The sequence below is a fragment of the Halomonas sp. LC1 genome (assembly GCF_030247125.1).
Classification (GTDB): Bacteria; Pseudomonadota; Gammaproteobacteria; order Pseudomonadales; family Halomonadaceae; genus Vreelandella.
Window position 1 is genome coordinate 266,930 of the sequence record NZ_JASSPG010000002.1, and the last position, 26,396, is coordinate 293,325.

General features: G+C 60.4%; 25 protein-coding genes. 16 read left to right on the forward strand and 9 right to left on the reverse strand.

Annotated elements, in window-relative coordinates; all coding sequences use genetic code 11:
• Positions 1-1,014: an isocitrate dehydrogenase gene (locus QIT27_RS04130; RefSeq protein ID WP_285262979.1), complete on the reverse strand. Its 1,014-nt coding sequence runs from the start codon at positions 1,012-1,014 to the stop codon at positions 1-3.
• A 509-nt stretch (positions 1,015-1,523) separates the two neighbouring features.
• Between QIT27_RS04130 and QIT27_RS04135 the strand changes: the two genes are divergently transcribed.
• Complete coding sequence (locus tag QIT27_RS04135) at positions 1,524-3,014, forward strand: SulP family inorganic anion transporter (protein WP_253017731.1); 1,491 nt, start codon at positions 1,524-1,526, stop codon at positions 3,012-3,014.
• Positions 3,015-3,044: 30 nt separating this feature from the next.
• Here the strand turns inward: QIT27_RS04135 and QIT27_RS04140 are convergent, their stop codons facing one another.
• The 3 genes from QIT27_RS04140 to crcB (QIT27_RS04150) are packed head-to-tail and all read right to left on the reverse strand — an operon-like array spanning position 3,045 to position 4,825.
• Positions 3,045-4,034 carry a bile acid:sodium symporter family protein gene (locus QIT27_RS04140; RefSeq protein WP_285262980.1) on the reverse strand — a complete coding sequence of 330 codons (990 nt, stop codon included), beginning with the start codon at positions 4,032-4,034 and terminating at the stop codon, positions 3,045-3,047.
• Positions 4,035-4,038: 4 nt separating this feature from the next.
• Positions 4,039-4,434: a fluoride efflux transporter CrcB gene (crcB, locus tag QIT27_RS04145; protein ID WP_285262981.1), complete on the reverse strand. Its 396-nt coding sequence runs from the start codon at positions 4,432-4,434 to the stop codon at positions 4,039-4,041.
• Between the two features lie 13 nt (positions 4,435-4,447).
• Positions 4,448-4,825 carry a fluoride efflux transporter CrcB gene (gene crcB / locus QIT27_RS04150; protein ID WP_159343025.1) on the reverse strand — a complete coding sequence of 126 codons (378 nt, stop codon included), beginning with the start codon at positions 4,823-4,825 and terminating at the stop codon, positions 4,448-4,450.
• A 186-nt stretch (positions 4,826-5,011) separates the two neighbouring features.
• Between crcB (QIT27_RS04150) and QIT27_RS04155 the strand changes: the two genes are divergently transcribed.
• Entirely contained in the window at positions 5,012-5,866 is an 855-nt protein-coding gene (locus tag QIT27_RS04155) for a universal stress protein (protein WP_159343024.1), read from the forward strand.
• A gap of 59 nt (positions 5,867-5,925) precedes the next feature.
• Here QIT27_RS04155 and QIT27_RS04160 read toward each other — a convergent pair whose 3' ends face one another.
• A complete protein-coding gene (locus QIT27_RS04160) occupies positions 5,926-7,608 on the reverse strand; it encodes a 2-isopropylmalate synthase (RefSeq protein ID WP_285262982.1) in 1,683 nt (560 codons plus the stop codon).
• Between the two features lie 248 nt (positions 7,609-7,856).
• Here QIT27_RS04160 and QIT27_RS04165 point away from each other — a divergent pair, with 248 nt between their 5' ends.
• Both QIT27_RS04165 and QIT27_RS04170 read left to right on the forward strand, forming a co-directional pair.
• A complete protein-coding gene (locus tag QIT27_RS04165) occupies positions 7,857-8,333 on the forward strand; it encodes an Lrp/AsnC family transcriptional regulator (RefSeq protein ID WP_285262983.1) in 477 nt (158 codons plus the stop codon).
• An 81-nt stretch (positions 8,334-8,414) separates the two neighbouring features.
• Positions 8,415-8,774: a RidA family protein gene (locus QIT27_RS04170; protein WP_159343021.1), complete on the forward strand. Its 360-nt coding sequence runs from the start codon at positions 8,415-8,417 to the stop codon at positions 8,772-8,774.
• A 12-nt stretch (positions 8,775-8,786) separates the two neighbouring features.
• Here the strand turns inward: QIT27_RS04170 and QIT27_RS04175 are convergent, their stop codons facing one another.
• The 4 genes from QIT27_RS04175 to QIT27_RS04190 all read right to left on the reverse strand — a co-directional run bounded on the left by QIT27_RS04175 (position 8,787) and on the right by QIT27_RS04190 (position 15,457).
• Entirely contained in the window at positions 8,787-9,650 is an 864-nt protein-coding gene (locus tag QIT27_RS04175) for a MurR/RpiR family transcriptional regulator (RefSeq protein ID WP_253017737.1), read from the reverse strand.
• Positions 9,640-11,409, reverse strand: coding sequence for an EAL domain-containing response regulator (locus QIT27_RS04180; protein ID WP_285262984.1), 1,770 nt, complete (start codon positions 11,407-11,409; stop codon positions 9,640-9,642). Before QIT27_RS04180 ends, QIT27_RS04175 begins: the two co-directional genes overlap by 11 nt.
• On the reverse strand, positions 11,406-14,030 hold the full coding sequence (locus QIT27_RS04185) for an ATP-binding protein (protein WP_285262985.1): 2,625 nt from the start codon (positions 14,028-14,030) through the stop codon (positions 11,406-11,408). Before QIT27_RS04185 ends, QIT27_RS04180 begins: the two co-directional genes overlap by 4 nt.
• A gap of 71 nt (positions 14,031-14,101) precedes the next feature.
• Positions 14,102-15,457: an aldehyde dehydrogenase family protein gene (locus QIT27_RS04190; protein WP_285262986.1), complete on the reverse strand. Its 1,356-nt coding sequence runs from the start codon at positions 15,455-15,457 to the stop codon at positions 14,102-14,104.
• Positions 15,458-15,627: 170 nt separating this feature from the next.
• On the opposite strand from QIT27_RS04190, the gene QIT27_RS04195 reads away from it, so the two are divergent.
• The 12 genes from QIT27_RS04195 (at position 15,628) to lpxL (ending at position 26,326) form a co-directional block, all read left to right on the forward strand.
• Entirely contained in the window at positions 15,628-16,776 is a 1,149-nt protein-coding gene (locus tag QIT27_RS04195) for a GNAT family N-acetyltransferase (RefSeq protein WP_285262987.1), read from the forward strand.
• An 82-nt stretch (positions 16,777-16,858) separates the two neighbouring features.
• Positions 16,859-17,224, forward strand: coding sequence for a cell division protein FtsB (ftsB, locus tag QIT27_RS04200; RefSeq protein WP_253017742.1), 366 nt, complete (start codon positions 16,859-16,861; stop codon positions 17,222-17,224).
• Positions 17,221-17,928: a 2-C-methyl-D-erythritol 4-phosphate cytidylyltransferase gene (gene ispD / locus QIT27_RS04205; protein ID WP_253017743.1), complete on the forward strand. Its 708-nt coding sequence runs from the start codon at positions 17,221-17,223 to the stop codon at positions 17,926-17,928. The genes ftsB and ispD overlap by 4 nt, the downstream gene beginning before the upstream one ends.
• Positions 17,928-18,416 (forward strand): 2-C-methyl-D-erythritol 2,4-cyclodiphosphate synthase, encoded by a 489-nt coding sequence (gene ispF, locus QIT27_RS04210; protein ID WP_285262988.1) that lies wholly within the window; start codon positions 17,928-17,930, stop codon positions 18,414-18,416. Before ispD ends, ispF begins: the two co-directional genes overlap by 1 nt.
• Positions 18,409-19,449, forward strand: a complete 1,041-nt coding sequence (gene truD, locus QIT27_RS04215) for a tRNA pseudouridine(13) synthase TruD (RefSeq protein ID WP_285262989.1) — start codon at positions 18,409-18,411, stop codon at positions 19,447-19,449. Before ispF ends, truD begins: the two co-directional genes overlap by 8 nt.
• A gap of 21 nt (positions 19,450-19,470) precedes the next feature.
• On the forward strand, positions 19,471-20,217 hold the full coding sequence (gene surE / locus QIT27_RS04220; protein ID WP_285262990.1) for a 5'/3'-nucleotidase SurE: 747 nt from the start codon (positions 19,471-19,473) through the stop codon (positions 20,215-20,217).
• Complete coding sequence (locus tag QIT27_RS04225; protein ID WP_159343010.1) at positions 20,204-20,881, forward strand: protein-L-isoaspartate(D-aspartate) O-methyltransferase; 678 nt, start codon at positions 20,204-20,206, stop codon at positions 20,879-20,881. The genes surE and QIT27_RS04225 overlap by 14 nt, the downstream gene beginning before the upstream one ends.
• Entirely contained in the window at positions 20,878-21,843 is a 966-nt protein-coding gene (locus QIT27_RS04230; RefSeq protein ID WP_285262991.1) for a DUF368 domain-containing protein, read from the forward strand. Before QIT27_RS04225 ends, QIT27_RS04230 begins: the two co-directional genes overlap by 4 nt.
• 28 nt (positions 21,844-21,871) lie before the next feature.
• Entirely contained in the window at positions 21,872-22,912 is a 1,041-nt protein-coding gene (locus QIT27_RS04235; protein ID WP_285262992.1) for a peptidoglycan DD-metalloendopeptidase family protein, read from the forward strand.
• Positions 22,913-23,063: 151 nt separating this feature from the next.
• Complete coding sequence (gene rpoS, locus QIT27_RS04240; protein ID WP_285262993.1) at positions 23,064-24,038, forward strand: RNA polymerase sigma factor RpoS; 975 nt, start codon at positions 23,064-23,066, stop codon at positions 24,036-24,038.
• Positions 24,039-24,298: 260 nt separating this feature from the next.
• Positions 24,299-25,399 carry an alanine racemase gene (gene alr / locus QIT27_RS04245; RefSeq protein WP_285262994.1) on the forward strand — a complete coding sequence of 367 codons (1,101 nt, stop codon included), beginning with the start codon at positions 24,299-24,301 and terminating at the stop codon, positions 25,397-25,399.
• 12 nt (positions 25,400-25,411) lie between these two features.
• Entirely contained in the window at positions 25,412-26,326 is a 915-nt protein-coding gene (gene lpxL, locus QIT27_RS04250; RefSeq protein ID WP_159343005.1) for an LpxL/LpxP family Kdo(2)-lipid IV(A) lauroyl/palmitoleoyl acyltransferase, read from the forward strand.
• The last annotated feature ends 70 nt before the right edge of the window (positions 26,327-26,396 follow it).

A 26,396-nucleotide genomic window follows, 5' to 3' on the forward strand; every position in this document is an offset into this window, starting at 1 on the left:
TCAGCCTTTTAAGTGCTCCACCAGCGCCTGGGCAAAGGTATCGGTGGTGCCGGTGCCGCCCATATCGGGTGTCACCATATCGCGGCGATTCTCTAGCACGGCGCGAATCCCCTGACGAATGGCATCCCCCTTGGCGGCCATGCCGAGGTGGTCGAGCATCTGGGCGGCGGCGAGCAGCAGGGCGCAGGGATTGGCAATTTTCTTGCCTGCAATGTCCGGCGCCGAGCCGTGTACCGCTTCGAAAATCGCCGCTTTCTTACCGATGTTTGCCCCTGGGGCGAGGCCCAAGCCGCCTACTAGGCCAGCGCACAGGTCAGAAAGAATATCGCCGAACAGGTTGGTGGTGACGACCACATCGAACTGATGAGGGTTCATGACCAGCTGCATGCAGGCGTTATCCACGATCATCTCTTGGAATTCGATTTCGGGATACTCGCTGGCGATGTCGCGGGCTACGTCTAAAAATAGGCCGGAGCTGGTTTTGATGATGTTGGCTTTGTGAACGGCGGTGACCTTCTTGCGGCCATTCTGCTTGGCCAGCTCGAAGGCGTAGCGCACGATGCGCTCGGAGCCTTGGCGGGTCACTTTGATCACCGAGATGCCGGTATTGCCGTCATCGATCATTTCTTGACCGTCGGAGAGGTAAGCCCCTTCGGTGTTTTCCCGCACGGTGATCATGTCGATATCATCGTAGCGGGAGCGGGTGCCCGGAAAGCTGATGGCGGGGCGCACGTTGGCATAGAGGTCAAAGTGGCGGCGTAGCTGCACGTTAATCGATGAAAAGCCCTTACCAATCGGCGTGGTGAGCGGGCCTTTCAGGGCAATGCCGTGCTTTTCGATGGCATCCAACGAGGCTTGAGGAATCAGCGTGCCGTGCTTGTCGAGTGCGACCAAGCCCGCATCGATGAATTCGTAGGTCAACCCGCACTCGAGTGCGTCGAGCACTTGCAGGGTGGCGTCCATGATCTCAGGGCCGATGCCGTCACCTTTGATCACTGCGACTGTCTGGCTCATGTGCGGGTCCTCTCGTTCGGTAGCGTGGGGAAGATCAAGATGTCGAGAAGGCGACGGTAGTATCGCCGTGTGGGTGCCATGGTAAGCCAAGCTTGGGAGAAAGGTCATCGTCTAAACGTCTAGGGCGACGGGTGCGAACGGGCCTGTTTGCTGGTAGAATACCGCGCTCAAGACGACTGGAACGCACTTAGCTGCCGCTCCTCGCCTGAATAACGATGATAGAACAGCAAGGTTTATCTGTAATGAACAATGTCATGGCAGCCGTTGCTCTGCCGACACCAGGGCTGATGACTCCACCCTAGGTTTTCCCCTCCTTATCAGCGCCATAACGCTCTTCGCGTTATATCGGTGCTATGGCACCCCGTTGCCGCTATTTAGCTATCGGCGCATGTGCGTCTTCGATTGGTAGCATTCATCCGACAATCTATTCCTAACGTGCGCTCTTGTGCTGCCTTTGTGTGCGGCTGCGGCGCGCAATGTCTTTAACCCCCTAACCATGGACTCCCTGAATGGCACTTTTCAGTAAGCATGAGTGGTTCTCTAACATTAAGGGCGACACGCTCTCAGGTATTGTCGTCGCGCTGGCGCTAATTCCTGAAGCGATCGCCTTTTCCATTATCGCGGGCGTGGACCCGAAAGTGGGGCTGTATGCCTCGTTCTGTATTGCGGTCGTTATCGCCTTTACCGGTGGCCGCCCCGGCATGATCTCTGCGGCCACCGGGGCGATGGCGCTGCTGATGGTGACACTGGTGAAAGAGCACGGGCTCGAGTATTTGCTGGCCGCCACGCTGCTGACCGGGGTGCTGCAAATCATTGCGGGTTACCTGCGGCTGGCGGAACTCATGCGCTTCGTCTCTCGTTCGGTGGTCACTGGGTTCGTGAATGCGCTGGCGATCCTGATTTTCATGGCGCAACTGCCGGAGCTGACCAACGTGACGTGGCACGTGTATGCCATGACGCTGGCAGGCCTGGGGATTATCTATCTATTCCCTTATTTGCCGATGATTGGTAAATCGGTGCCTTCCCCGCTGGTATGCATCGTGGTGCTGACGGTGGTGTATATGGTGAGCGGTATGGATATTCGCACCGTGGGCGACATGGGCGAACTGCCCGACACGCTGCCGGTTTTCCTGTGGCCGAACGTGCCGCTGACTCTCGAAACGCTGATGATCATCTTCCCTTATGCGATCATGCTGGCAGTCGTGGGCCTGTTGGAATCGATGATGACCGCCACGATCGTGGACGATCTGACCGACACGCCCAGCGACAAGAACCGCGAGTGTAAAGGTCAGGGCGTCGCCAACATTGGTGCGGGTTTAATGGGTGGTATGGCTGGCTGCGCAATGATCGGACAGTCGGTCATCAACATCAAATCGGGGGGGCGTACGCGTTTATCGACGCTGATTGCGGGCGTGGTGCTGTTGCTGATGGTAGTGTTCTTGGCCGATTGGGTATCGCAAATCCCCATGGCGGCACTGGTGGCGGTGATGATCATGGTCTCGATTGGCACCTTTAGCTGGGCCTCCATTCGCGATCTGAAAAAGCATCCGATGAGTACCAATATCGTCATGCTGGCGACCGTCGCGGTCACGGTGGGAACGCATAACCTCGCCATCGGGGTCTTCGTGGGCGTGCTGCTGGCAGCACTGTTCTTTGCCAACAAAGTCGGCAACATCATGTACGTGGGGTCGAAAGAGATAGAGGCCGGCACACAGCGCGAGTATCAAGTGGTAGGGCAGGTGTTCTTTGCCTCGTCCGAGCGCTTTATGGCGGCGTTCGATTTCAAAGAGAGCATCGATAAGGTGACCATCAATCTCTCCAAGGCGCACTTTTGGGATGTCACCGCCGTTCAGGCGCTGGATCGCGTGGTGATCAAGTTCCGCCGTGAAGGAACCGAGGTAGAGCTGATAGGCCTGAACGAAGCCAGCGCTACCGTAGTAGACCGCTATGCCGTTCATAACGACCCGGTCGCAGTCGATAAACTGATGGGCGGCCACTAACCCTCACGGGCACCCTGTCATCGCCGACGCTTACTTGCCGTAAGCGTCGGCTTTTTTGTGGCCTGAGCTGGGAATTAGCCGCTTCGGCACCCAGCGAAGGTACGCGACCATACCCAGCAGCTCGACCAGCGATTGGCATACGATGATGACCACCGCGGCTTGCCAACCGTTGGGCAGGGTGAGCGCAATGGGCAACATGACGAAGGAATTACGGGTGCCGAAGCTAAACACCAGGGTGCGAGTGCTGGTGGGCGGCAGGTTAAAGAGGTGACCAAGCGCTTTGCCCAGCCACGCCGCAACGATCAAGAAGCCTACGAAGATCAACACTGCCTGCCAGAGAAGCTGACGCAAGGCCAACACTTGAGCGACTTGAGTAGCCGCAATGATCAGCACCACGCATGCCAAGAGTGGTACCGGCATCCAACCCAGTGCACGGGTAGCCCGCTCGATGGTGACGAATTTCTGCGCTGCGCGCTCGGTGAGCCAGGCGAGCAGCAGGGGTAGCACCATCAAGCTCAAAAAGGCGCTCAGTAGCGCAGGGGAGAGTGTCAATTGCAACCATTCGCTGCCTAGCAATAGCCATAGATAGGCCGGTAGTGCCGCCATCTGCACGAGCAGCAACAGGGGCGTCGCGGCAATGGCCCGGGCAGCGTCGCCTTTACCTAAATGCGCAAAGGTAACAAACCAGTCGGTGCAAGGCATCAGTAGCACCAATAGGATGCCCGCCAGCACGGGTGGCGGGAGGGGAAGCCACACCACTAACACGCCCAGCAGCGCAGGAATCACAACAAAGTTGCCTACCAACAGCGCCGTCATGAAGCGCGTATCTTGAAGACTTTGCGTTATTTGCAGCAGCGGGATTTGGGTGAAGGTGGCAAAGAGCAGGAAACCGAGCAGCGGCCATAGCGCCTGCCCAAACGCTGCCATCGCTTCTGGCGCCAGTAGGCCCAGGCAGAGCCCAAGCGCGATAAACGCTAGATAGATCCATGACTGCTGCTGTTCGAGCTGTTCGCGTTTCAAGAGATTAGGTCACGGTTGCTTTCAAAAAGGCCAGGCGCTCGCCCACCCAGGCGGCGGCGACGCACAGTGGTAAGCTGCCTACGCCGTAAAGCAGCGCCAGCCCTAGGTGGCTCTGCTGCGTCAGGTGCAGCGTTTCCAGGCTAAAGAGCGAAAAGGTAGTGAAGCCGCCGCAAAATCCTGCTATCAGCAGCGGTTGATGTCGTGCCAGCGCGCCTCGAGGCAGGCGGGACGTCGTCGCGGCTAGCCAGCCGATGAGGCAGGACCCCAACACGTTGACCAGCAGCGTCCCCCAAGGGAAGTGACTACCTAGCACGGCCATCGACACCAGCGAGACGCCATAGCGCAGCACGCTCCCCAGAGCGCTGCCAAGGCCGACGGCGAGATAGGCGTTAACGTTCATCGAGGGCTCCTCTTCAACCCTGGGCCAGCCACCAGCCCAATGCTGCCATGGCGATGCCCAGCAGTAGCGTAGCGACCATGTTGAGCGCGGCACGCATCGCCTGGCCGCGCTGGAACAGCTCAAGGGTCTGTAAGCTAAACGATGACACCGTGGTATAGCCACCGAGCAGGCCCGCTATCGCAAATAGCCAAAACGGCTGTGCGTTAGGCACGCCGTAAATGCCTAGCAGCCCTCCAGCAAGAAATGCACCGCTGGCATTTACAAGCAGCGTGCCCCACGGGAAGACTTTACCCAGTAAATGGGCCATGGCATTGGAGACGGCAAAGCGTGCCATCCCGCCCAGTGCGCCGCCCAAGCCGACAAGTACGACGTTGGTGATGCCATGTCCCATATGACGCCTCGCGCTATGTTGGTGAAAATCGCTAGGCGGCTAAGTGTAACACCGCAAGGGAGCGCGCGCAGACAGCGGCAGTCGAGCAAAAAAGCAGGCGCTACGGTGTTGCCGATCCGCCTCTTCGTGTACAAAAGAGTCAGAATAACGATAACTTTTCATGCACCCGCGCAAGGAGACGCCCTTATGTCTGATTACGTGTTAGCAGCCATCGACGGTTCTCACTACTCAGAAAGTGTGTGTGACTATGCGGTGTGGGCCGCCACGGCACTCTCAGCCCCGCTGCGTTTTCTGCACACCGTCGACAATCACGCCCAGGTCGCAGAGCCTGACCTGACGGGCCATCTCGGCCTAGGCACCCGGGAGCACCTGTTGGAACAGCTCTCGGACATCGAAGAGCAGCGCGGAAAACTGGCCCGCGAACAGGGGCGGTTAATGTTGAATGCCGCGAGGGAGCGAAGCGAGGCGGCCGGCTTTTCAGAACCTCCCTGCATGCAGCGCAACGGCACCCTCGTGGATACTCTGGCGGAACATGAGAAAGAGATCCGACTGCTGGTGCTTGGTAAGCGAGGAGAAACGGCGCATCAGGCCAGCGGCCACCTTGGGTCTAACCTCGAGCGTGTCGTTCGCGAGCTTCATCGGCCCATTTTGATGGTGCCCAAAACGTTCACCCCGCCCAAGCGCATTCTCATGGCCTTCGATGGTAGCAACACGGCCCGCAAAGGGGTGGACATGCTGGCCAAAAGCCCGCTCTTTGACGGTGCAGAGTGTCACGTGGTGATTGTCGGGGCGGACACCGCAGAGAACCGCTCCCAGCTTGAGTGGGCTACCGAGACGCTTCGCTCTGCGGGGCACCAAGCCGAGGGGGCGATTCGTGCGGGGGAGGTCGAAGAAGCACTACGTGCCTATAAAGAGGAGCAGGGAATCGATCTTCTCGTGATGGGCGCATACGGCCATTCGCGCATTCGTCATTTGCTGGTGGGCAGCACCACCACGGCGATGCTGCGTCACGCCCACTTGCCGGTCTTGATTTTACGCTGAGCCATGAGGGCCGCATGGCGTTGGCCGCTGCGCCGTCGGGCGGCGGCCAACGGTGCGATTCAAGCGAGGCTGGTCGCCACTTGCTGGGTAGCATGAGCAGGCTTTGCCGCATTGATCCCAGAAAGCACGGCTTTGAGTGACGCGCTCACCGTGTCGCTATCTTCCGCGACGGCGCATACGCGCTGACCATCGATGTTGAGCTGCACAAACGCGATGGCGTTGGCTTCGCTGTCGCCGCCCAGCGAGTGCTCGCTGTAATCGAGTATGGCGACGTGGCTGCCGGTATGGCGTTTCCAAGCGTCGGTGAAGGAGGACATTGCGCCATTCCCCGTGCCGGATAAACGTAGCGTGTCGGCACCTTGCCACAGCGTGATGTCGATCCCCTCCTGCTGCCCTTTCGACAGCCGATAGTCGGCCAGCGCGAGCGGCGCACCATGGGAGAAATGATCGAACATCACTTGGCGAATCATCTCGCTGGAAAGCTCGCTATTACGGCGTTCGCTCTCTTTTTGCACGTAGGGAGCCAGCGCGAGCATCATCCAACGAGGCAGGTTGATGCCGTAGTCGCGCTCCAGCAGAAAGGCCATGCCGCCTTTGCCCGACTGGCTGTTAACCCGGATGACCGCCTGATAGTCCCGGCCAATGTCGTGAGGGTCGATGGGCAGATAGGCCACTTGCCACGGTTCGTCGGGTTTTTGATGTTTGAGCGACTTACGAATCGCATCCTGGTGGCTGCCAGAAAAAGCGGTATACACCATCTCACCCACCCAGGGGTGGCGGGGGTGCATCGCAATCCCGGTGCACTCGTGCACTACCTGAATGATCTCGTCGGGATTGGAAAGATCCAGCTTAGGGTCGATACCCTGGCTATAGAGGTTCATGGCCAGCGTAACGATGTCCATGTTGCCGGTGCGTTCACCGTTACCCAACAAGGTACCCTCGACCCGGTCGGCCCCCGCCAGCAGCGCCAGCTCCGCGGACGCCACGGCACCGCCCCGGTCATTATGGGTATGCACCGAAATGATCACGCTGTCGCGGCGGCTAATATGCTGGCAGAAGTACTCGATCTGATCAGCGTGATGGTGGGGGCCTGCCACTTCCACGGTGGTGGGCAAATTGAGAATGCACTTGTTGTCTGGGGTGGGCTGCCAGACATCCATCACCGCTTCGCAGATGGCCAGCGAGAAATCGATTTCGGTGCTGGAGAAGCTCTCCGGCGAGTACTGAAAGCGCCAATCAACCTCGGGATACTGTTCGGCATACGTCTTCACCCACGTCGCCCCTTGTACGGCGATATCGGTGATACCGTCGCGGTCCATCTCGAACACCCGCTCTCGTTGGATCGTGGACGTGGAGTTGTACAGGTGAATGATGGCGCGCTTGACGCCCACCAATGACGCGAACGTTTTTTCGATCAGGTGTTCCCGGCACTGCACGAGCACGGCGATGGTCACGTCGTCAGGAATTTGATCCTCTTCGATCAACCAGCGCACGAAATCGTAATCCGGCTGGCTAGCGGAGGGAAAGCCGACCATCACTTCCTTGATACCGACCTTGATGATCTGATGCCAGAAGCGCTGTTTCTGTTCGACCGTCATCGGCTCGAGCAGGGCCTGATTGCCATCGCGTAGGTCTTCGCTCACCCAGATGGGCGCTTGGGTCAGCTCCCGGTCGGGCCACTGACGGTCAAACGTGGGCACCCGTGGAGCAGGACGATATTTGCGATGATCAAAAGCAGGCATGGTGAGTTTCCTGAAAACGGTGAGTTGTTTGGGGCGGCTGCTTGTGGCGCAAGCCGCTCGAGCGTGCTCTGTCAGGGTAAGAAGAGCCTTGGGGGACGCCTGGGTAAGGCGTCAATCGAGGACCGCTTGTGGCAGTCAACACAGTCTAAGGCATGGGTCGCGACAGGTTGTTGCGAAAATATGGCTTTTTCAGGATTTAATGGCAGAATATATCAATAACTATTTTTAAATTGGCAGGAGTTACCGACATGGCTACCGCGCCTTTGACGCTCGACCGTTTCGACCGCCGTATTCTGGAGGTCCTGCAGCAGGAGGGACGCATCAGCAATCAGGAGCTTGCCGAGCGCATCGGGCTATCGCCTTCGCCCTGTTTACGGCGCGTGCGGGCCTTGGAGGAGCATGGGCTGATTACCCAATATCGGGCAGTGGTGGATGCGCGCCCGCTCGGGTATCAGCTCATGGCGCTTTTGCATATCTCGATGGACCAGCACACGCCCGAGCGCTTCGATAACTTCGAACGTCATATCCGTAACATTCCCAACGTGGTGGAGTGTTTGATCATTACCGGACAAGCGGCGGATTTTCAGCTCAAAATTCTGGTGAAGGACATGGATGATTACCAACACCTGCTCCTCCACGTGATCAACCGTATCGAAGGGGTCACCGGGGCCCACACGAGCTTCGTACTGCGCCGCGTGTTCGAGCATCGCCCCGTGCCGACCTAAGGCTCGCTGGCTAACGAAGCATAGGCAGCGGCTGGGTAGCGGTTTACACTGCCTTTTTGCATCGACCTAGGAGAACGAACTATGAGCATTCAGCGTCATGATACAAAAGCCCGCATGAGCCGTGCGGTGATTCATCAGGGCGTGGCCTATTTGTGCGGCCAGGTGGCGGGCCCCGACGCGCGCCATGGCGATATCACCGCCCAGACCGAGAGCATGCTGGCGCGGGTCGATGCACTGCTGACAGAGATCGGCTCCAGCCGTGAGCAGCTGCTGAGCGCCACGATTTACCTGAAAGATGGCGGTGATTTTGCCGCCATGAACGCGGTATGGGATGCCTGGGTACCGGAAGGTCATGCACCGGCACGCACCTGCGTATGCGCGCCAATGCCTGCCGACGAGTTGAAAGTCGAGATTACCGTGACGACGGCGGTGGACGCGTAACCCTAGCGACGCTTATTTGGTGGGTTTTTCCACTGGAAACCGAGTATCGCGCAGGCTGTCCTTGATCTTTTTTAGGTGCGGCAAGAAATCTTCGCCGCGCCTAAGCGTCACCCCAGTGGCGAGAGCATCGATCAGCGTAAGTTGAATGACCCGCGAAGTCATCGGCATGTAGTGGTCGGTATCTTCGGGAGTGGCGACTTCCAGCGTGGCCGTGCACTCCTGCGAGAGCGGAGAGTCTGGCGCGGTAATCCCCAACACCACGGCGCCAGCCTCTCTGGCTACCTTGGCAATGTCGACCAGCTCACGCGTGCGCCCGGTGTAGGAGATGATCACCACCACATCGCCGGTATGGCAGGCCGCTGCCACCATGCGCTGCATCAGCACGTCGACGTACGCCATGACCGGCAGGTTGAAGCGGAAGAATTTATGCTGGGCGTCCTGCGCGACGGCGCCGGATGCCCCCAACCCAAAAAAGTGAATCTGCTTGGCTTGCGTCAGATAATCCACCATCCGCTCGACGGCCGCCATGTCCACTTCCCGCTGAGCTTCATCAAGCGCGGCAATGGTCGCCCCAAAGATTTTATGGGTGTACTGCGTGGCGGTATCGCCGGGTTCGACGGCGCGGGTCACATAAGGCGTTCCGCCTGCTAGGCTTTGGGCCAGTTTGATTTTGAAATCGGGATAGCCCTTGGCGCCGAAATTACGGCAGAACCGGTTGACGGTAGGCTCACTGACGCTCGCCGCTTGGGCGAGGCTGGCGATGCTCAGGCTGGTGGCCGCTGCGGGATCTTCCAAGATGACGTTCGCGACTTTACGCTCAGAGCGGTTCAATTCTTCCAAGCGTTCCCGTAAGCGGTCTAGCAGGTCATGCGCCATTAACTGACTCCGTGGCAAGCGTTAGATGTGAATGGGGTTTCCAGTCCCTGCACCAGCGATAGAACTCATCGGCGGGCAGCGGACGAGCATAGTAATACCCTTGTGCAGCTTCGCAACCAATTGAACGTAAGTAGTCGGCCTGGGCGGCGGTTTCGATGCCTTCGGCCACCACGTCGCAGCCCACGGCATGGGCAAGCTGGGTGATGGTGAGCGCTAGATGCCGGTCGATTGGATCTTTTTCGATGTCCATGACGAAGGCACGGTCGATTTTTAACGTCGAGAACGGCAGCGTTTTGACATATGCCAGCGACGAGTGCCCGGTACCAAAGTCATCGATGGCCACAGCTATGTTCACCTCGGCCAGTTGTGCTAGCTGAATGCGCGCATTGTGCATATCACTAAGCAGGCCCGACTCGGTGACTTCCAGGGCGAAAAACCGCTCCGGTATGCCGTGCTTGGCCAGGCGAGCTAGCAGGTTTTCGGCAAAGTCCTTACGCGCCAGCTGGCGCGCCGCCACGTTCACGGCAATATGGAAATTGTCGTCCAGCAGCCCCTTGGCCCGCCAGTCGGCAATATAGCGCATGGCTTCTTCCAGCACCCATTCGCCAATCGAGAGGATATCACCGCTCGCCTCTGCCAGCGGAATGAAATCGCCGGGAGAGACGTGGCCCAGCTCTGGGTGATGCCAGCGTAGCAGCGCCTCAGCCCCGATCACGCGCTGGGTCTCGAGCGAGAGCTTGGGCTGAAAGGCGAGCGACATTTCCCCGCGCTGGGTCGCGCCACGAATGGCCTGCTGTAGATGCAGCCGATGGCGCTGCTGGTTTTCCAGGGTTTCGTTGTAGCTTTGCAGCCTGAGTGAGCCGCTTTGCGGCAGCGCCAGGGCGGCCATGTGCACCAAGCGCTCGGTCTTGAAATGGCCTTGAGACCAACTGATGCCGATGCGGGCGTTCAGCGGTAGCAGCAGGTCGCCCAAGGTTTGATCGTGCTCGAAGCAGCTCAGCAGTCGCGAGGCCAACTGGCGCAGCTCGCTCAGCTCGGCCGTTGGGGTGATCACCAAGAGTTCGCTGCCGCCCCACAGCCCGAGCGTGCTGCTCGCTTCCAACTGATCGTCGAGCCGATGGCTGATATGCACCATGAGCTGGTCGGCAATGCCGTAGCCATGTAAGCGGACGACATCATCGAGGTGATCCAGCGCGATGAACAACAACCCCGTGGGGCGGCCCTGTCGCGCTGCGTCGGCCAGGTACTGCGTTAGCGCCCGCCGGTTGGGTAGTTGGGTGATGGGGTCGGTACGTGACTGGCGGTCCAGCTCTTCGGTGCGCTTGGCGACCATTTGCTCAAGCGTTTCGGCCTGCTTGTCGCGCACCTGATAGCGATGCTCCACGCTTAGGGTGTTGCGTATCCGCTGCAGCACTTCGTCATGCTTGAAGGGTTTGGTCAGAAAGTCGCGCACTCCCATGCTTAACGCTCGGTGACGCGTTTCGTCATCGATTTGTGCGGTCAGCACGATAACCGGCGGCGTATGTTCGGCAAACGTTGACTGCAGCTGCTCCATGACGCCGTAGCCATCGAGGTAGGGCATACGAATGTCGAGCAAGATCAGGTCGGGGAGTGCCGCTTGGCAGTGCGCCAGCACAAGCCGCGGGTCGCTGAGGCCGTGCACATTGTCGAATCCCTGGTCGTCCAGCAGGTCCAGCAGTAACTCGACGTTGATGCTGTTGTCATCCACTACCAGTAGATGCTTGTTCATAAACGTCATGGCGTCTTCCTTGGTGTTTCTGTGACAGAGGCTGCCGATACGTAGCGACTCAGTGTCGAGGAGAGTTGGTCGATATCAATCGGCTTGGTGAGATAGTCGGCAAACCCAGCGGCTAAACCGTGCGCTCGGTCGCGCTCCATGGCGTTCGCGGAGAGTGCCACCACCGGAATATGCTGCAATCGCGGATCGTGCTGAATCGCATCCAGCGCTTGATAGCCGTTCATGCCGGGCAAATGAATGTCCATCAGCACCAAATCGGGGGGAGAGTGGCGCATGATGTCGAGCCCCAACTCGGCACTGGTGACGGTCTGCAGCCGCACTTGATCAAAATCCTCCATGATATCTTCAATCAAACGCTGGTTAGTGGGGTTGTCTTCGATATACAGCAGGTGTAGGCGGCGCGGGTTCGCCGCGGCGTTGGATAGCGTTCTCGCCACCGATGATTCATTCGGGGGGCTGGCCTCGGTGAGCGGAAGCGTGAACCAGAAGGTGGCGCCCTGCCCAGGCGTGCTCGTCACACCGATCTGCCCCCGCATGCGCTCCACCAGCTCACGGGTGATCGCCAGCCCAATACCGGTGCCTTCGATGGTGCCATGCTCGGCATCGAGCCGATTGAATGGTTCGAAGAGTTCGTGTTGGCGCTCCGGCGCGATGCCATACCCAGAATCCGTCACGCGAACGCACAGCTCGCTGCCCTGCTGTTCGACGGTTATCCGTATCGAACCTTGCGGGCGATTGTATTTGATGGCGTTGGAGAGCAGGTTGAGCAGCACCTGCTTGGTACGGGTGTAGTCAGCGGCCACCTGCCATGGCTTGGCCAGCGGCGGGCGCTGAAGCGTCAGCCCGGCGGCATCGATACTGGCTTCCAGCGTGCTGCAGGCGTCGTCGATCACGCCCTCCATTGCAATGGGCTCGATGGAGAGCGTCATGTGGCCTGACTCGATTTTGGCCAAATCAAGCACTTCGTTGATCAAGCTCAGCAGGTGCTGCCCGCTCTTTTCGATTTGATTGACCTGGCGCTGCTGCTTCTCGCTGAGCGGGTCGCGGCGCCCTTTGCCCAATAGCTGCGCAAACCCGAGGATGGCGTTAAGCGGTGTGCGCAGCTCGTGGCTCATGGACGACAGGAACTCGCTTTTCGCCTTATTGGCCTGTTCGGCCTGATCTCTAGCGGCAGCAAGATCCCGGGTGACCTGCTCACGCTCGGCCATCTGCCGGTACAAATTGATCAGCAGGGCACAGGTGTCGGTAAACGGCTGCAGCCAATCCAACAGCGTCTGGCTGAGCGTTTGCTGGCTGTTGGCAATGGCGAACATGCCAATCAGCTTATCACCGCTGAAAATCGGCGCACCCAAGTAGTTGTCGATTCGCGGATGGCCGGGAGGGAAGCCGCCACGCTGGGCGTGGTGATACACGTCGTCGGTGATCACCACGTCGCCGTGGGCGAATACGCGTCCCAGCAACGAGTCGGGGTTGGTCAACCTCATATCCCCGCTGCGTAGCTGCTCCATCAAATGGCGCGATTCATCGCTCCAGGAGAGATCGGTGATGGCGTGAATTTTGAGGGCGTTCGTGGTGCTCGTCGGCAGCACTTCGCCAATCAGCGCATAATCGCTGTCGGTCAGCTCACGCAGCGCTTCCATGAGGAAGGACCACAGCTGCTCGCCGGACATCAAGGCTTGGTAGTCGGTAATTCCCTGGTGCAGCACCTTCAACAGGCTCTGCTCTTTATGCATTCGGTGGTTGGCGTCGTACACATCGCTCAGGTTGGTGAGAATGCCGAGAAACTCCACCACCTCGTCCTGTTCGTTGTGAATGGCGTTGACCGCAAGATGAACGGGGACGAGACGCCCCTCTTTATGCAGCGCCTCCACTTCCCGGCCTCGACCGATCACCTTGGGGTCGCTGCCCGTCAGAAAGCGCGCGATAAAGTGGTCGTGCTCCGCGCGAATCGTAGGCGGTGTTAGCATCGAGACGTTACGGCCAACGACCTCCTGTTTGGTATAGCCCAGCATCGTGAGCGCATAGGGGTTGATGCCCAGCACTTTGCCTTCGCGGTCGATACGCACGATGCCGGTTGCGCTCTCATTGAACAACGCCTCGTAACGCCGGGTGACCTGCGAGAGGGTATGACGCATTTGGTGCTGGCGCAGCAGCTCGTCCACTTGTCCTGCCAAGCGAGCCAGTATCTGCCTGTCTCGCGCCGAGAAAGTGCGAGGCCGGTCGCTGATCAAGCACAGGGTGCCCACGGCCAGCTCGCCGGTGGGTCTGAGCGGATGTCCGGCGTAAAAGCGGATATGGGGCATCCCTTGCACCAGCGGATTGTCGGCAAAGCGTGGATCATCGCCGGTATCTTCGATGACCAGCGGCGTATTGGCAGCGACCGCATGGGCACAAAAGGAGATCTCGCGACGGGTTTCGCAGGCATCAAGCCCATGATGCGATTTGAACCACTGACGCTCCTCGTCCACGAGCGACACCAGCGCGGTCGGAACGTCGAAGAGATCGCAGGCAAGCTGGGTCAGCTGCTCGAAAGCGTCGTCGATGGGCGTATCGAGGATGCGTAACGCATGCAAGGCTGTCAGGCGCTGTGATTCATTCTCCGGTCGCTCGGCGGCTTGCATGGCGTTTCCTAAACGTGAGGGGCTTATGAAAAAAACGTATTAGAGAAGTATCGGACATTAGCCCGCTAGCTTTAGCCAAGGCGAAGTAATTTTAGCAGCCAGCGATGATAAGGCGGTCGTAGCCAGCGGCTGCTAGGGCGCTTGGACTGGTAAAACATGCTGCGAAGATGGCTAAACCGTTCGAAGCCGTGTCGACCGTGATACGCGCCGCTGCCGCTCTCGCCCACGCCGCCAAAGGGGAGCGAAGGGACGGCGTGGTGGATCAGGGTGTCATTGAATACCAGCGCGCCGGAGCGGGTGCCGCGGCGCAGGGTTTCCTGCAGCGTCGTCTGGTGTGTAAAGGCATACAGCACCAAAGGATGGGGACGTTGATTGATCAGCCGCACGGCGTCGTCAATTCGCTTGACGCTGATGACAGGCAGCGCACGTCCAAAAATCTCTTCTTGCATCAATGGCAGGCGCTGGTGCGGATCGATCACGAGGGCCGGTGCATGGTCGCCATGCTCGATCACGCGGCAGCCGTGGTCACGGGCGTCGTTCAGTAATGCGTCGATCCGCACCCGGTGGGCCTCACTGACGTAGCCGGTCGCCTCGATGTCCGTGGGTCGCTGGCGGCGAATGGCACGCTTCAGGGCATGGGTCAGCGCATCCAAGCGGCGGCTCTCCACGATCACGTAATCCGGCGCGATACAGGTTTGTCCGCCGTTGAAACCCTTACCGAAGATAATCGCGTCGGCGGCGCTGTCGAGATCCGCATCGCTGGCCACCAGTGCCGGTGACTTACCGCCCAGCTCCAAGGTGACGGGGGTAAGGTTCGCGGCGGCGGCCATCGCCACCTGACGGCCCACGTGGGTCGAACCCGTAAACACCAAATGATCAAACGGTAGTGCGCTGAACGCTCTGGCCACCTCGATTCCGCCCTGAATTACGCAGAACTCCTCTGGCGTGAAGTATTGAGGCACCAGCTTGGCGAGTAGCGCGCTGGTATGGGGCGTCAACTCGCTGGGTTTGAGCATGACCGTGTTGCCCGCTGCCAACGCATCGATGACCGGCATCAAGCTGAGGCTCCATGGGTAGTTCCAGGGAGACATCACGCCCACGACGCCTAGCGGCTGCGGGGCAATGCGGGCGCGAGCGGGCCAGAGCCGCAGAGGAACGCCCGCGCGGCGAGGTCGCATCCAGTGCCAAAGGTGTCGGCGGGCGTGGCGCGCTGCGTGGAGTACCGGAATGATCTCGGCCAGGTGGATCTCGGTCTCGCTGCGTTGACCAAAATCGCGCTGGATGGCCCGTACGATCGCCTGCTGGTGGCGTTTCGTCATACTGGCGAGGCGTGCCAAGCGTTCACGACGAACGGCCAGCGTTGGAAAAGGCGCGGGGCCGGCTGCTTGGCGCTGCGCCTGTAAACTATCCGTCAAGTCGCGAGTCATGGCCTCTCCTTGGAGTCACGGGTGTCGGTACAGCGTGCTTGTGAGCGGTGTTGGCGCACTTCTGCCCAGCATCCCCGCTGGTTGATAAATGAAGGCGGTTCATACGCATAGGCGGCCGGAGTGGTACAGTAAGCCATCCGCCATTTGTGCCAGTGTGCCCGGGAGATGTTATGCCTCTACGTCCGCTCTCCTTTTCCATTCTACCTGCCATTGAGGCCGTTGCGGCAAGTCAGTGGGATGCGCTCGTGCGTGACGATCAGCCTTTCCTGCGTCACGACTTTTTGCATGCGCTGGAGGTTAGCGGCTCCGTCAGCGCGGCGACCGGCTGGGAGCCTTGTCATCTATGTGTTTGGCAGGGCGAGACGCTGGTCGGTGCGCTGCCAATGTATCGTAAGCATCACTCCTACGGAGAGTACGTGTTCGACTGGGGGTGGGCCGAGGCGCTGGAGCGCGCGGGTGGGAAGTATTATCCGAAAGCACTGAGCGCCATTCCCTTCACGCCAGTGCCAGGTCCGCGCACCTTGATCGCTCCCGACGCCGATGCCGACGCTGTTCGAGCGCAGTTAGCGATGGGCTGGCGGGAGCAGTGTGACGCCATGGCGCTGTCGAGTTGGCATCTGCTGTTTGCCGACGAGCCGGAGGTCGAGGCGTGGCAGCGCCACTGCCCGGATTTGATCGCTCGGGAAGGCGTACAGTTTCAGTGGCGGGATCGCGGTTTCGGTGATTTCGACGGTTTTCTTGCCAGCCTCACCGCCAAACGGCGGAAAATGATCAAGCGCGAGCGGCGTTTAGTGGCTGACCAGGGGATTACCCTGCACCGCTTGGAAGGCGCGGAGATCAGCGAAGTGGACATGGCGCATTTTTACCGCTGCTACACCATCACTTACCACGAACGCGGACGTCCGCCCTATCTCAATCACGCCTTCTTCGAACGGTTGCGCCAAGTGATGCCCGAGGCGCTGATGCTGGTGCAGGCTCGGCTGGAGGGGCGACCCGTCGCTGCAGCGCTCTATTTTCAGGGAGGAAGCACGCTCTATGGCCGTTATTGGGGAAGCGAAGTCGTGGCCGATTGCCTGCACTTCGAAGCCTGTTACTACCAGGGCATCGACGCCTGCTTGGCCAAAGGATTGACGCTGTTCGACCCTGGCACCCAGGGCGAACATAAGCTCGTGCGAGGCTTTGCCCCCCAACGGGTGCGTTCGCTGCACTATGTGGCACACCCGGGGCTGGCCGCTGGCGTGGCGCAGTTTTGTCAGCAAGAGGGTGTCCATATCATGGCCTATCGCCACGCCGCCGAAGAGGCGTTACCGTTTAAGTAACTCCCACCGCGTCGCGGCTCGCTGGACTCAGCCCTTAATGGCATAATGCGCGCCGTTTCCGCTTTCACAAAGGATGTCCGTGATGCACAAATGGCTCGTAGGCCTGCTGCTGGCCGTGCTGGGGTTGCTGCAGTACCAGCTTTGGCTGGGAAACGGCGGCTGGCAGGATCTGCAGCAGGTAGAGCGGCGGGTCGCCATTCAGGAAGCTGCCAATGACCCGCTGCGTGAGCGCAATGCGCGGCTGGCGGCGGAGGTCACCGACTTGAAAACCGGGCTGGATGCCATCGAAGAGCGGGCCCGCAGCGATATGGGCATGGTGCGTACCGACGAGCAGTTTTTCTGGGTGCCGGGCGTGGCCATCGAAAATGAGCTGGTCGGCATCCATGCCGGGCTCGTGGCTCAGCCTGGGGTCATTCCGCCAGACGAAGGTGAGGACGTGCACCCATGACGTCGCGACTCTGGCTCGTCGTGCCCGCTGCCGGGCAGGGTAAGCGCATGGGGGCCGACAAGCCCAAGCAGTACCTCCATCTGGAGGGCCAACCGATCTTGGCACATACCTTGGCGCGTTTGCATGACGCCTTTCCGCAGGCGCGTTTAGTGCTCTGTTTGGACCCCGAGGACCGCTGGTTTCAGCCAGACTGGGTGCCGTTTGCCCAGTGGCAGCGGGTGCCTGGGGGCGAAGAGCGCATGCACAGCGTCGTGAACGCCCTGCAGGCCATGGCAGCCGATGACGACGATCTGGTCATGGTCCATGACGTCGCACGGCCCTGCATCACCCGCGACGATCTTCGCGCTCTGTATCATGCGGCCCAGGCCCACCGGGGTGGGGCTTTGTTGGCCATGCCGGTCGCTGACACCATGAAGCGCGACCGGGGCGATCATTTGAGCCACGCTACCGAGCCGCGCGATGGCCTGTGGCACGCGCTGACGCCACAGGGGTTTCGCTATGCGCTGCTGCATCACGCGCTGACCCAGGCCCAGCAGCAGGGCACCGTGGTCACGGACGAAGCCTCCGCCGTCGAGGCGCTGGGGGAGGCCCCCAAGCTCGTCAGCGGGCGGCGCGACAACATGAAGGTCACCCACCCTGACGATTTAGCGCTGGCCGCTGCCATCATGGCTGCCCAGCGCAGCACGAGTAACAGGAGTTTCTAATGCGAATTGGCCACGGCTTCGATGTACACCGCTTTGGGCCGGGTGATCATTTGATGATCGGCGGCGTCAAGCTGCCGTTCGACCATGGGTTCGTTGCCCACTCCGATGGCGATGTCCTGCTTCACGCCATTAGCGACGCACTGCTCGGTGCCTGCGCGCTAGGCGATATTGGCCGCCACTTTCCCGATACCGACCCGGCATGGAAGGGCGCGGACAGTCGCGGCCTGCTTCGTCATGTGGTCGCGCTGGTGCGGGGCGAAGGGTTCGAGGTCGTGAATCTGGACGCCACGATCATGGCACAAGCCCCCAAAATGGCGCCGCATATCGAGGCCATGCGCGCCGCGATTGCCGAGACACTGGGCGTGACGCTGGGGCAGGTCAACGTCAAAGCCACCACGACCGAGCGTCTTGGCTTTACCGGGCGAGGGGAAGGAATCGCCGCCGAAGCGGTGGTGCTGCTGGCCGCGCAAGAGGCGTCGGATGCTTAACCTTCCCGTGTGGCAGCGCAGCTTGACGCCCACGTTGGGCGCGCCCGCCCCCGGCCAGTATCGCGTGCAGCCGGAAGACTTCATCGTCGATGAGCAGCTCGATTTCACCCCGGAAGCCCACGGTGAGCACCTGTGGCTACGTCTTGAAAAGCGCAATCAAACCACGTTAGATGTGGCGAAACTGCTCAGCCGTTTGTGCGGTGTCACCCCGCGCGATATCGGCTACTCCGGCATGAAAGATCGCGTGGCGGTGGCGCGCCAGTGGCTGAGCGTTCACTTGCCTGGTCGCGAAGCGCCTGAGAACTTATCCGCCGCCCTCGGCGCGGCGGGCATCACGGTGCTGGCCAAGGCGCGCCATCCGCGTAAATTGAAGCGGGGCGTGCACCGTACGAACCATTTCACGCTGCGCCTGAGCGGTGAAGCGGTTCGGCCAGACGCCTTACTCCCGCGCTGGGAAGCACTCTGTGCCCAGGGAGTGCCCAACTATTTTGGCCACCAGCGTTTCGGCGCCGGGGCGCGCAACTTGCAGCGCGCCGCTGCCGTGCTGGCCAAAGGTTGGCGTAAACGGGACGACCGCCAGGGGATGATGCTTTCCACGGCACGCAGCTTTCTATTCAACGAACTGCTGAGCGCTCGGCTGGCGGATGACAATTGGCGCCAGCCCATTGCAGGCGATACGCTCATGCTCGACGGCACCCAAAGCGTCTTTACCATCGATGACGTCGAGGAGAGCCTAGTGGCGCGTGCCGCCGCGCTGGATGTTCACCCCACGGGCGTCTTATGGGGCGTGGGGGAGGCGGCAGGCGGTGACGCTGGCCGCTACGAAGCGCAACTGGGGGCCCAGCACCCTGCGCTGTGCGCTGGGCTCGAACAGAGTGGCGTCAAACGCGGCCAACGTGCGCTGCGTGCCCGGCTGATCGCGCCCCAGGCCACGTTCGAGCAAGAGGCCGTGCTACTCTCATTCGCGCTGCCCCGTGGTAGCTTTGCCACGGCGGTGATTGGCGAACTAATTCATCATCCCGATACGGCATGATGCTGAGGTAAGGAGATTCTGATGCGGCGACTGCTGCTTTCCAACGATGACGGTGTTCACGCTCCCGGCCTGCGCGCGCTGTATGATGCGCTCTTGCCCCACGCCCATCTTCGCGTGGTCGCCCCGGATCGAGACCGCAGCGGCGCGAGCAATTCGCTCACGCTGTCGCGTCCGCTGTCGCTGAGCGCCTTAGAAAACGGCTTTTACAGTGTCGATGGCACGCCCGCGGACTGTGTCTACCTGGGTGTCAACGGCGTGTGGGACGAGCGGCCGGATCTGGTCATGTCGGGTATTAATCACGGCAGCAATCTGGGTGATGACGTACTCTACTCGGGCACGGTAGCCGCCGCAATGGAAGGACGTAACCTCGGCATGACGGCCATTGCCGTGTCGCTATGCGGCACCCAGCACTTTGCCACGGCGGCCAAATTCGCCGCGAGCTTGATCGGCGCTGCCGACCAGCTCTCGCTGCCGCCGCGCACGCTCCTGAACGTGAACGTGCCGGACGTGCCGTGGGAAGCGATCAAAGGTGTGAAGGTCACTCGCCTGGGCTATCGCGGGCCAGCAGAAAAGCCAATACCCGTACAGGATCCCCGTGGGCGGACGCGCTACTGGATTGCGCCGGTCGCCGCCAATGCGGATGACGGCGAGGATACCGATTTTGCCGCCATCGAAGCAGGCTATGTATCGATCACGCCGCTGCAAACCGATTTAACGCGCCACCCGGCTCGTCGCGATGTGCAGGATTGGTTGGATGCCTTTGCCTGATCTGTCCCCTGGGGAGCTGCGCGGTAGTGGTATGACGTCTCAGCGCACCCGAGATCGTATGATCGAGCGCCTTGTGCAGCAGGGCGTAAGCGACCCGCGTGTGCTGGACGTCATGGCCAGCGAGCCGCGTCATCTGTTCGTCGATGAAGCGCTTGCCCACCGCGCCTATGAAGACACCGCGCTGCCCATCGGCTTCGGTCAAACGCTCTCGCAGCCCCTGACGGTGGCGCGAATGACGGAATTGGTGCTGCGCGCCTCGCCACGTCGCGTGCTGGAGGTGGGAACCGGCTCAGGTTATCAAACCCTGATCCTATCGCGTTTGGTAGAAACGCTTTACTCCCTGGAGCGAATCTATACCCTGCACGAGCGCGCGGCCGAACGGTTGTGGCGACTGCAGGCACCGGCCACCCTGGCCGTGGCGGATGGCGGTGAGGGGTGGCCGGAGGCGGCGCCTTTCGATGTCATTCTGCTCACCGCCTGCGCGCAAACGCTGCCGGAAGCGCTGCTCGAGCAGTTACGTCCCGATGGTGTGATGATCGCACCGTTAGAAGCGTCAGACGGTAGCCAGTGGCTGACGCAAATCAAGCGGATTGGCTCCGCCTTTGAAAAGCGCCGACTAGAACCCGTGCGCTTCGTACCTTTATTGCAAGGAGTGGTGGATTGAAGCGTCGACCCCTAGGACTGTTTTTAAGAGGCGCCGGGATGGGCGCTGCCGATGCAGTTCCCGGCGTATCGGGAGGCACGATTGCCTTTATCACCGGTATTTATGAAGAACTCATCAATACCATCAAGCAGTTTGGTCCCAGCGCTCTCGGTGCCTGGCGCAGCGGCGGCTGGACAGGGCTGGCGCGGCATCTGAACGTAGCGTTCTTGATCCCCCTGCTGTCGGGCGTGGCGGTGAGCTTGGTCAGCGTAGCCCATCTCGCGCTGTGGCTGATGGAGGCCTATCCGCTGCTGCTGGAGGGCTTCTTTTTTGGGCTGGTTGCCGCGTCGGCACTGGTCGTCGGTCAAGCCGGTGAGCGGTGGAAAATGTGGTACTTGCTGCCGCTGCTCATTGGTTTGATGCTGGCAAAGCTGCTGCCGGGAATGATGCCGCTAGTGCTGATGGTGGGGAACGAGTCGCTGGTCGTCATCGTGGCGGGGGCCATAGCGATTAGCGCCATGCTGCTGCCTGGGGTGTCGGGCAGCTTCTTACTGCTGACCATGGGGCTCTACGGCACCATCATGGGGGCTATTCGCAGCTTCGATATCGGTATTATCATGCTGTTTGGAATGGGCTGTGTGGTGGGGTTGGCGCTCTCGTCGCGTCTGCTGTCATGGCTGCTACGGCGGTATCATGGCGCAACGCTGCAGCTACTGCTGGGCTTCATTATCGGCTCGCTGCCGGTTCTCTGGCCCTGGCGGGAGCTGTTACGCTACCAGTTAGGTCCTGATGGGCAGATGATTCCGCTGGCTTACCGCTATTTGTTACCCAACGATTACGCCGTGCTGACAGGGGCGTCGGCGCAGGTAACTGGCGTGATAACGTTGATGGTCGTCGGCGCGCTACTCGTCGTAGCACTCAACCGTCGCGCGACCACTCATGCCCAGCATCACTCAACAGACAGTCATTCCATTGATCGCTAGCACGGCGTTGAACAGGAGTAGGGTTTGCATGCGTAAGGTTTTCATGATGACGGTACTCGCACTGGCGGTGAGTGGCTGTGCCAGTCAGCAGTCCAACACCCCCCAGGTGCGCGACTTGAGCGACGCCCGGCGCGCGGTGGAGAACGCGCCGCAGTACACGGTGAAAGCGGGCGATACGCTCTACGGCATCGCATGGCAGCACAATCTGGACTATCGCCAGCTCGCCGCCATCAACAATATCGATGCGCCCTACCAAATTTACCCCGGCCAAACCATCGCGCTGCGGGAAGGTGCGGGAGGCATGGCGGCGTCGTCTGACGGCAACGGGTCCCCCGCTGCCACCAGCGGTGCCGTAGCCACGGGGCTACAGCCCCAAGCCACCGCCGTGGCGAGCAATGACCAAGAGCTCGACTGGCTGCTACCGGACGAGAGCGCCATTGAGCGCAACCAGCGGTTGACGGCAGAGCGTGCCGAGCGCACGGCGGTCGAGGCGTCTCAACAAGTCGCTGCCGCTGCCGAACCGTCTGAGGAGGCAGCTCCTCAGACGCCAAGCGCTCAGCCTGAACAAGAACCCGCGCCCGAGCCTACCCCAGAGCCGGAACCTGAGCCGACCCCGGCCGCCGCAGCAGCGCCTGCCGCTGAGCCTACGCAGACGGCCCGCACCGATCGTTCGTCACGGACCTTCACGCCGGCCGAAAACATCGACTGGCGTTGGCCCACCGATGGCCAAGTGACCGGTGAATTTGGGCAAGGAGGCAGCATCACCGCCGGGATTGATATCGCCGGGCAAAAGGGGCAACCTGTTCGTGCTGCAGGCCCGGGCATCGTGGTCTACGCCGGTAGCGGCGTGCGCGGCTACGGTAACCTAATACTACTGAAACATAACGATCAGTTTCTCAGTGCTTATGCACATAATGATAGCTTGAACGTCAAAGAGAATGATGTCGTCGAGGCAGGAGAAGTCATTGCCACGATGGGCGATAGCGATGCAGATGCCGTCAAACTGCATTTTGAGGTGCGCCGCGATGGCCAGCCGCAAGATCCGTTGGACTATCTGCCATCTCGCTAGCCATCCCTTGGCAGGTGTAGAGTGATGCCTGCTAGGAGTACCCGAATAGCTGAACCAGGGCGTCATATAACAATAAGGTGCACGCGCACAGGGAGTGCGACCACCCTTACTTTTTTACATGGCGGATAGGCGAGACCACGGGGGTATGACCATGAGTATGCTGGAGAAGGACCTACAGGAGATTGACCTGGATGAAGTTGAGGAGGCGTTGGACGACGCCGACGACGACGTTACGGCCGAGGAGGATGCGTTTGAAAAAGCGCTGGGCCGTGAAGGCCGTCAATCGACTCAAAGCTTGGATGCGACACAGATCTACCTTAACGAGATCGGCTTTTCTCCGCTGCTGACGCCGGAAGAAGAAGTGTATTACGGCCGCCTGGCACGCAAGGGCGATGCGCTTGGTCGCTCCAGGATGATCGAATCTAACCTGCGCCTGGTAGTCAAGATTGCCAGGCGCTACCTGAACCGAGGCTTAACGCTGCTCGATTTGATCGAGGAGGGGAATCTTGGTTTGATCCGTGCCGTCGAGAAGTTCGACCCCGAGCGGGGGTTTCGCTTCTCTACGTATGCCACCTGGTGGATTCGCCAGACCATCGAGCGTGCGCTAATGAATCAGACGCGTACCATTCGCCTGCCCATTCACGTGGTAAAAGAGCTCAATATCTATCTGCGCGCTGCTCGTGAGCTGACGCAAAAGTTGGATCACGAAGCGACCGCCGAGGAGATCGCCGAGCATCTCGACAAGCCGGTCGAGACGGTCAAGAAGATGCTGGGGCTCAACGAACGAGTGTCGTCGGTGGATTACCCCATGGGCGGTGACAGCGACAAGCCGTTGATCGATACGCTCACTGACGACGAAGTCCTCGGTCCGGAAGCGTGTTTGGTGGATGGCGACGTGCGTGAGCACGTGGACCATTGGCTGGATGAGCTGAGCGAAAAACAGCGCGAGGTCGTGGTACGCCGCTTTGGTCTACGCGGCCACGAAGCCGCGACGCTGGAAGAGGTTGGCGCGGAGATTGGTCTAACTCGTGAGCGGGTGCGCCAAATTCAGGTGGAAGCGTTAAAGAAGCTGCGCCGCTCGCTGGAAAAACAGGGACTCTCCCTCGACGCGATTTTCGAGAGTTAATCCAGGGTCGTGCGGTACGTCAGCCATTCTGGCCGAGCTCAGCGACGTTAACAAAGGCAATACCCATAGCGCACCGAGTTATCCACTCGGTGCGCTGTTTTTGGGCAGACGGTTTTTCACTCCCCGCTGTTGGGCCGCTGACCGTCCCAATGTGGCGAGCCTGCTGAGCCACTGCCCATCGGAGCCTGAGTGAATGAACGCGTGACGGACAGAGTGACGAAAAGAGTCAATGAAACAGTCAATTGAAGAGTGAGAACGCTATGCGCCCGCTAGTGGCCCATATTGATTTGGACGCGCTGCGTCACAACTATCAACTGGCGTGCCGCTGCGCCCCGCAAAGCCGCTCAGTGGCCGTGATCAAAGCCGATGCTTACGGTCACGGAGCGCTGGCCTGCGCTCGCGCGCTGGAAGCCGACGTGCCGGCCTTTGCCGTGGCTTGCATCGAAGAGGCGCTGAGCCTGCGAGAAAGCGGTATCCAAGCGCCCATCGTAATGCTCGAGGGTATCTTCAGCGCTGAAGAGCTGGCACTAGTCGACCAGCACCGCCTCTGGATCAGCGTCCATAGCGCCTGGCAGGTGGAGGCGCTGCTGGCCTATTCGCCTCGGCAGCCAATTCCCGTGTGGCTGAAAGTGGATTCCGGCATGCACCGGCTGGGGTTCTCGCCGGAGCAAGCGCCCAGCGTGTGGCAGCGGCTGGTCGATGCGCCTCAAGTGACGGCGCTGCATCTGATGAGTCACTTTGCCAACGCCGATGCGCAAGATCCCAGCTACTTCAACCGCCAGATGCGCGTGCTGCAAGGACTGGCGGCCGAGCTGAAAGCGCCGCTCTGTTTGGCCAACTCCCCGGCGACGCTGGCGTGGCCAGCCGCTCATGGGGATTGGAACCGTCCCGGCGTGATGCTCTATGGCAGCGACCCGTTGGAAGTGGCCAACGACATCACCCGCCAGCTACGTCCGGTCATGTCGCTACGCTCAGAGATCATCGCGCTGCGCGAACTCAATACCGGCGAACAGGTGGGGTACGGTGGGCGCTGGAAAGCAGCACGCCCATCGCGGATTGCCGTGGTTGCCGCAGGCTATGGCGATGGCTATGACCGTCATGCCGTCGATGGCACGCCGGTACTGGTCAACGGCCAGCGCTGCCCGATTGCCGGTAAGGTCTCCATGGACATGCTGACGGTGGACGTGACCGACGTCCCTGACGCGGCCATTGGCAGTGACGTGGTGCTATGGGGAGCGGCCAGCAACGGTGCCGTGTTGCCCGTGGATGAAGTGGCTCGCTACTGCGATACCATCAGCTATACGCTGCTGACGGGGGTGCTGCCTAGAGCCCCACGGCGTTATCATGGGGCTCACGTTTAAACGGTTATCGGTATGTCTAAAGCGTCTTATCCGCGCTCCTTTGCGCACCCTCGTTACTGGCCGACATGGCTGGCGATTGGCCTGATGTACGTGGCCGCATGGCTCCCCTGGCGCGTGAAGCTCTGGGTGGGGAAAGCGATTGGCCTGCTGGCGTGGCGCTTCGTAAAGCGTCGTCGGCACATCACCGCCACGAACATCGCGCTCTGCTTTCCAGAAAAAAGTGCCGATGAGCAGCGCCAACTGGTCAAAGAGACCTTCATTGCCAACGGGATTGGTTTGGTCGAAACCGCAACCGGCTGGTGTCGGGATGCCGAAGGGCTGCGTCATCGAGTGGCCTATCACGGCCAAGAGCACCTTGCACGCGCCAAAGCCCAGGGCAAAGGCGTGCTGGTGGTGGGTATCCACTTCTCGACGCTGGACCTAGGCGGGGCGTTACACTCGCTGTTTTTCCCGGCGGATGTGGTTTACCGCCCCCATAACAACCCGCTGTTCGAGCGCTTCATGACCCGTGCGCGTTCACGCATCTTTGGCCAAGCCATCGATCGCCATGACTTGCGCGGCGTGGTACGCCGCATCAAAGCGGGGCATATCGTGTGGTACTCACCGGATCAGGATTTTGGCCGCGATGTCAGCGTCTTTGCGCCGCTGTTTGGTCAGCAGGCGGCGACGATTCGTCTCACCTCGAAAATCGCCCGCATGACGGGCGCTCCTGTAGTGCCGCTGATGTTCCACCGCAACCCGGATAATCACACCTACACCATCGAGTGTTTGCCTGCCTTCGAAGATTTCCCCAGTGGTGATGAAATGGCCGATGCCACGCGGGTGAATGCCTTTATCGAGCGGGCGATTCGTAAGCACCCAGAGCAGTATCTGTGGCTGCATCGACGGTTCAAGACCCGCCCGGAGGGTGAAGAGGGCGTTTACTAGCGTTAGCCCGTATAGGTAAGAAAAAAAGCTGCCCGTGGGCAGCTTTTCATTGGCATCGACGCGGCTGCAG